Here is a 4,924-nt window from a genome sequence, read left to right as displayed (position 1 = left end):
GCCCCAGGGGGTCAATGTCGTGGCCCTTGGCGGCTCTGACCCAGCCTTTGTCGGACAGCACCACGGTTACCGGATCATTGGAGATCAGGTCGATTTCACTGAAGGCCCGGGCCTCGGTACGGGCAACAATGGGAGACCGGCGATCGTCACCATAAGCCTCGGCGTCGGCCAGCAGTTCCTGTTTGATCAGGTCCCGGAAACGGCTCTCGGAACCCAGAATACTCTGCAGCTCATCCCGCTCGGCGGACAGTTCATCCTGCTCACCACGGATTTTCATTTCCTCAAGCTTGGCCAGGTGCCGCAACTTCAGCTCGAGGATGGCCTCAGCCTGCTCGGCGGACAGTGCGAAGCTGGTCATCAGCTCCTGCTTAGGCTCGTCTTCGTAGCGGATGATGCGAATCACTTCATCGAGGTTCAGGTAGGCTATCAGCAGGCCTTCCAGCAGGTGAAGGCGGGCCAGTACCTTGTCGAGCCGGTACTGCAGGCGACGGGTTACGGTGGTGCGACGGTAGGTCAGCATGGTGTGCAGGTTCTTTACCGCCGGCCGACCGTCGTTACCGATGACGTTGAGGTTCACCCGGTAGGTTTTTTCCAGATCGGTGCTGGCAAACAGATGGGCCATCAGGCCGTCGGTATCCACCCTCGATGACCGCGGCACAATCACCAGACGGGTGGGGTTCTCATGATCTGACTCATCCCGCAAGTCGGCCACCATGGGCAGCTTGCGGGCCTGCATTTGTGCCGCAATCTGCTCCAGCACCCGGTTACCGGACACCTGATGAGGCAGGTCGGTGATCACAATATCACCGTTCTCACGTATCCAGCGTGCCCGTATCCGCAGTGAGCCGCGACCGGTTTCGTACATCTGCAGCAAATCCCGGCGCGGCGTAATCAGCTCAGCTTCGGTAGGAAAGTCCGGCCCCTGAATGTGTTCACAGAGTTGCTCTACGGATGCATCCGGCTGATCCAGCAAGCGAATACAGGCGGCTGTTACCTCCCGCACATTGTGGGGCGGAATATCCGTGGCCATACCCACGGCAATGCCGGTGGTGCCATTGAGCAGCACGTGGGGCAGCCTGGCAGGCAAGGTCGAAGGCTCGTCCATGGTACCGTCAAAATTCGGCACCCAGTTCACCGTGCCCTGCCCCAGTTCACTCAGCAGTACTTCCGCAAACCGCGACAACCGGGATTCAGTGTAACGCATGGCGGCAAAAGATTTGGGGTCGTCCGGGGAGCCCCAGTTACCCTGGCCATCCACCAGCGGATACCGGTAGGAAAACGGTTGGGCCATCAACACCATGGCTTCGTAGCAGGCACTGTCACCATGAGGGTGGAACTTGCCAAGCACGTCACCCACGGTGCGGGCAGACTTCTTGTACTTGCTGGTAGATTTCAGGCCCAGTTCCGACATGGCGTAGATGATCCGGCGCTGGACCGGCTTCAGGCCATCACCCACATTGGGCAGGGCGCGATCGAGAATGACGTACATGGAATAGTCGAGGTAGGCTTTCTCGGTGTAGTCCCGCAACGCTACCCGCTCAAAGCCTTCATCCGTAGTCTGAAACTCTGGCATGGATGCCCCTTGCTGAAAGAAATGAATTCGGCGCTGCCGGCACACCAGGCCTGACAAACCGCCATCATTATATGGAGCAAGGACGTGATAGACCAATGCAGAAACCGGTTTTTGCCGCCTCGTTTTTTCCAATAGCGGAATTCCCGCATGTTTCCGCTCACCCGCTAACCGTATTCTCAGTGACGGTTCAGGATCAACGAATCGACATCCGACTCCGGTGCAGAATTCAGCACCGGGCAAATCTGACTGAGCTATCTCTATGAGAATCACCCTGAAAGCATGCCGCTACGCCATTCTGACGGCGCTGATCAATGGCTTTCTGGCGCTGGCGCTGATGTTACTGGTGGAGTTTGCATTGAGCGGAAACCTGGTGGTAACCGGCCCATATCTGATGGCGGGACTGCTGGTTGCACTGGTTATCTTTATTGCACAGTTCTGGCGACAGCTAAGGCTGGGTCGCTGCGAAAGCCGTGAGCAGGTCTGAGAGCGCGCTTTACACTACGGACCTGACTCACGGCGCCTAACTTCACAGGTCAGACTTACTGACGAATACCCTCCACAGAGATCTTCAGCTCAACTTCCTCTGAGGCCTTGCCCAGATCGGTGGGAATGCCAAAATCCTTCATTCTGATCTCGGTTTCTGCGTCAAAGCCCATGCGATAGCCGCCCCAGGGATCGTCACCGTAACCCACCAGGTCCACTTCCAGCTTGATCTCACGGGTCACGCCACGCAGTGTAAGCTCGCCATACACATCCGCCTCCTCACCATCGTCATCCACTTCGACACGGGTGCTGCGGAAGGTGGCTTCCGGGTACTCACTCACATCCAGAAAGTCTGCACTGCGCAGGTGGCGGTCACGTTCCGCGTGATTGGAATCCACGCTGGCGGTTTTCAGGGTCACTTCAACCCGGCTGTTTTCAGGGTTGTCGGCATCGAAATGGAACTCCCCGTCGAAATCATTGAAGCGGCCGAACAGGGTGCTGTAGCCCAGATGCGATATCTCGAAAGTGACAAACTGATGGGCCCCTTCGCGATCGAATTTGTAGGTACCGGTGTGCTCCGACGCATACGCGCCACCAACCATGGCCACGGATACTGCTGATGCCAGCATTGCCTTGCGAAACATAATATTCTCCTTTGCATAGTATGGGTGTTCTTCAGTAACACTCACTTCTTCAGCTGCACCGGCAACATCCGGCGCAGCGTATTATCACGATCGATCAGGTGGTGTTTGACCGCCGCCAGTCCGTGCAGCCCTGCCAGCACGACCAGTGTCCAGGTGGACCAGTAGTGCACCTCCCCGGCGCTGTCCTCCAGGTTGCGCACCCGGCCGGTCGCCGACGGCACCTCAAACCAGTCAAACACTCTCACGGATGAGCCGTCCGCTGTGGAAATCAGATACCCGCTGATCATCACGACCAGCATCAGCCCATACAGTAAGAAATGAGCGATGCGGGCTAACACAATTTCAAAACGGCGATGACTCACCAGTGCCTGCGGATGAGTATCCAGCAGGCGCCAGACCAGCCGGAAAATAACGACCATGAACAACAGAACACCGATACTGCGGTGAATGTCCGGCGCCGACCGGTACCAGGGATCGTAATAGCCAAGGCCCACCATGTAGTAGCCCAAGCCGAACATCCCGAACACGGTAAAGGCGACCAGCCAGTGCAGGCAAACGTTGACCATACCGTATCGCTGAATGTTGTTCCGAATCTGCATGGGGTGTTCCCTCAATCTGACATTGGCCTCTGATCCAGAAAAAAACTGATAGCAGGCAGGTACGGATGTTCCGCTGTGCCATTTTCAACAGAATAGAACGGCAACCGCGGCCCTCCAACCGGAATATTCTGGCTACCCTGTTCAGAAAAACTGATGGTAGTAAAACACTCATGGTTCCTTGGGGAAATCCACTATGGGGGATTTACGGATTGGCTCTCCCTATCCATCCCATACAATAAGCTCATCATTTGATAAACCTGCCGAGCCGGATTGTTTCGAAATCAGATTCAACAATCTGTTCGACGCCAGGGCGGACCATCGTCCGGCTTCAGCGGCAGACACCAACAACCAGGGAGAAATTACGATGGAACTCGAATTCGACGAGCACGTAGTCATACCAAGTAACAATTAATATAATAGGCATACCCGCTTCACAACGGTTTCCGTTAACCACGGATACCGGAGAGCAGAATCTGGCCATCCACGGCTTGCGCTCTACAGGCTCCCGGCAGGCATTGCAGTGGCAATGTCGGCCGGCGCTGTCTGACCCGCCAACAACCGGACTCCCGTCACACTCCGGGACGAAACTCCATTAAGACTCATTAATCTGACACGATTTCACACCTGTCTATGGTGACACCCTGTCAGATCTGGCATTCTGTGTTTCTAAAACCAAACGTGCTTTGGATTGTATTTTCCCAGAGCATTGGTTATAACCGGTTGATCCCATTCCGAACGCAGATCTATGTCAAAAAACCTGCCCGATCAGTTCGCCAACGCTGATTTCGATCTGTTAGGCCCATTGCTGAGCCATCAGCAAGACCACTGGACGGGCGTGTTTCAGGGCCTGACCCTGAAAACCGCACTGCAACCCATTTTCAGCGTCTCTCATAAACGGATTGTGGGCTATGAAGCCCTGATCCGGGCTTACGATAACGATAACGTCGATGTTCCCCCCGCCCAGTTATTCCGCTTGCCGGATTCCGATCAGGAAAACGTGCTGCTGGATCGTCTGTGCCGGCTGCTGCACATACGCAATTACAGCGGTTTCAGCGACGATGTGAACTGGCTGTTCCTGAACGTCTCTCCCCGGGTGGTGGCCTATGGTCATCGTTACGATTCCTTTTTTGGTGAACTGCTTCGCCAGACCGGAGTCCCGCCCCATCGTATTGTGGTGGAAATTGTTGAGCAGCCCACCGACGATGCCGAACGCCTGAAGGAAACCGTCCGCTACTACAAGGATCTGGGATGCCTGACGGCTATTGATGATTTTGGCGCGGGCCATTCCAATTTCGAACGCATCTGGAACCTGTCCCCCGACATCGTAAAGCTGGATCGCACCCTGGTGACCCGGGCCAACAGCGAGCCCAGGGCACGGCAGATTCTCAACGGTATTGTCACCCTGCTGCACCAGTCTGGCTGCCTGGTTTTGCTGGAAGGGGTGGAAACCCACGACCAGGCCATGATTGCGATTGATGCAGGGGTCGACTTTGTGCAGGGCTTCTACTTCTGCCATCCGAAGGTGGATCTTACCGGCCTGCAAACCGACGTTCCGGATTTCGAGCAGTTGTTGTCTGACTACAAGAACCGCAACCGCATCCGGCTGGATCCAACCCAGCAACTGG

General features: G+C 55.9%; 5 protein-coding genes. 2 read left to right on the top strand and 3 right to left on the bottom strand.

Annotated elements, in window-relative coordinates; genetic code table 11:
• Positions 1-1,573, bottom strand: a 1,573-nt coding sequence (gene parC / locus AAC035_RS18605; RefSeq protein ID WP_339806600.1) for a DNA topoisomerase IV subunit A, incomplete at its 3' end; no start/stop codon positions are given.
• 259 nt (positions 1,574-1,832) lie between these two features.
• Between parC and AAC035_RS18600 the strand changes: the two genes are divergently transcribed.
• On the top strand, positions 1,833-2,057 hold the full coding sequence (locus AAC035_RS18600) for a hypothetical protein (RefSeq protein ID WP_339806598.1): 225 nt from the start codon (positions 1,833-1,835) through the stop codon (positions 2,055-2,057).
• Between the two features lie 55 nt (positions 2,058-2,112).
• On the opposite strand, the gene AAC035_RS18595 is transcribed toward AAC035_RS18600, so the two are convergent.
• Together AAC035_RS18595 and AAC035_RS18590 are read right to left on the bottom strand one after the other, a co-directional pair.
• Entirely contained in the window at positions 2,113-2,700 is a 588-nt protein-coding gene (locus tag AAC035_RS18595) for a YceI family protein (RefSeq protein WP_339806597.1), read from the bottom strand.
• Positions 2,701-2,741: 41 nt separating this feature from the next.
• The gene (locus tag AAC035_RS18590; protein ID WP_339806596.1) at positions 2,742-3,299 is read right to left on the bottom strand and encodes a cytochrome b; all 558 of its coding nucleotides are present in this window, start codon (positions 3,297-3,299) and stop codon (positions 2,742-2,744) included.
• A 745-nt stretch (positions 3,300-4,044) separates the two neighbouring features.
• On the opposite strand from AAC035_RS18590, the gene AAC035_RS18585 reads away from it, so the two are divergent.
• Positions 4,045-4,924 (top strand): EAL domain-containing protein (locus AAC035_RS18585; protein WP_339806595.1); only part of this gene is annotated, 880 nt, incomplete at its 3' end.

It is taken from the genome of uncultured Marinobacter sp., from assembly GCF_963974375.1.
In the GTDB taxonomy this organism is placed as follows: Bacteria; Pseudomonadota; Gammaproteobacteria; order Pseudomonadales; family Oleiphilaceae; genus Marinobacter.
This window is presented reverse-complemented; position numbering and strand designations above follow the sequence as displayed.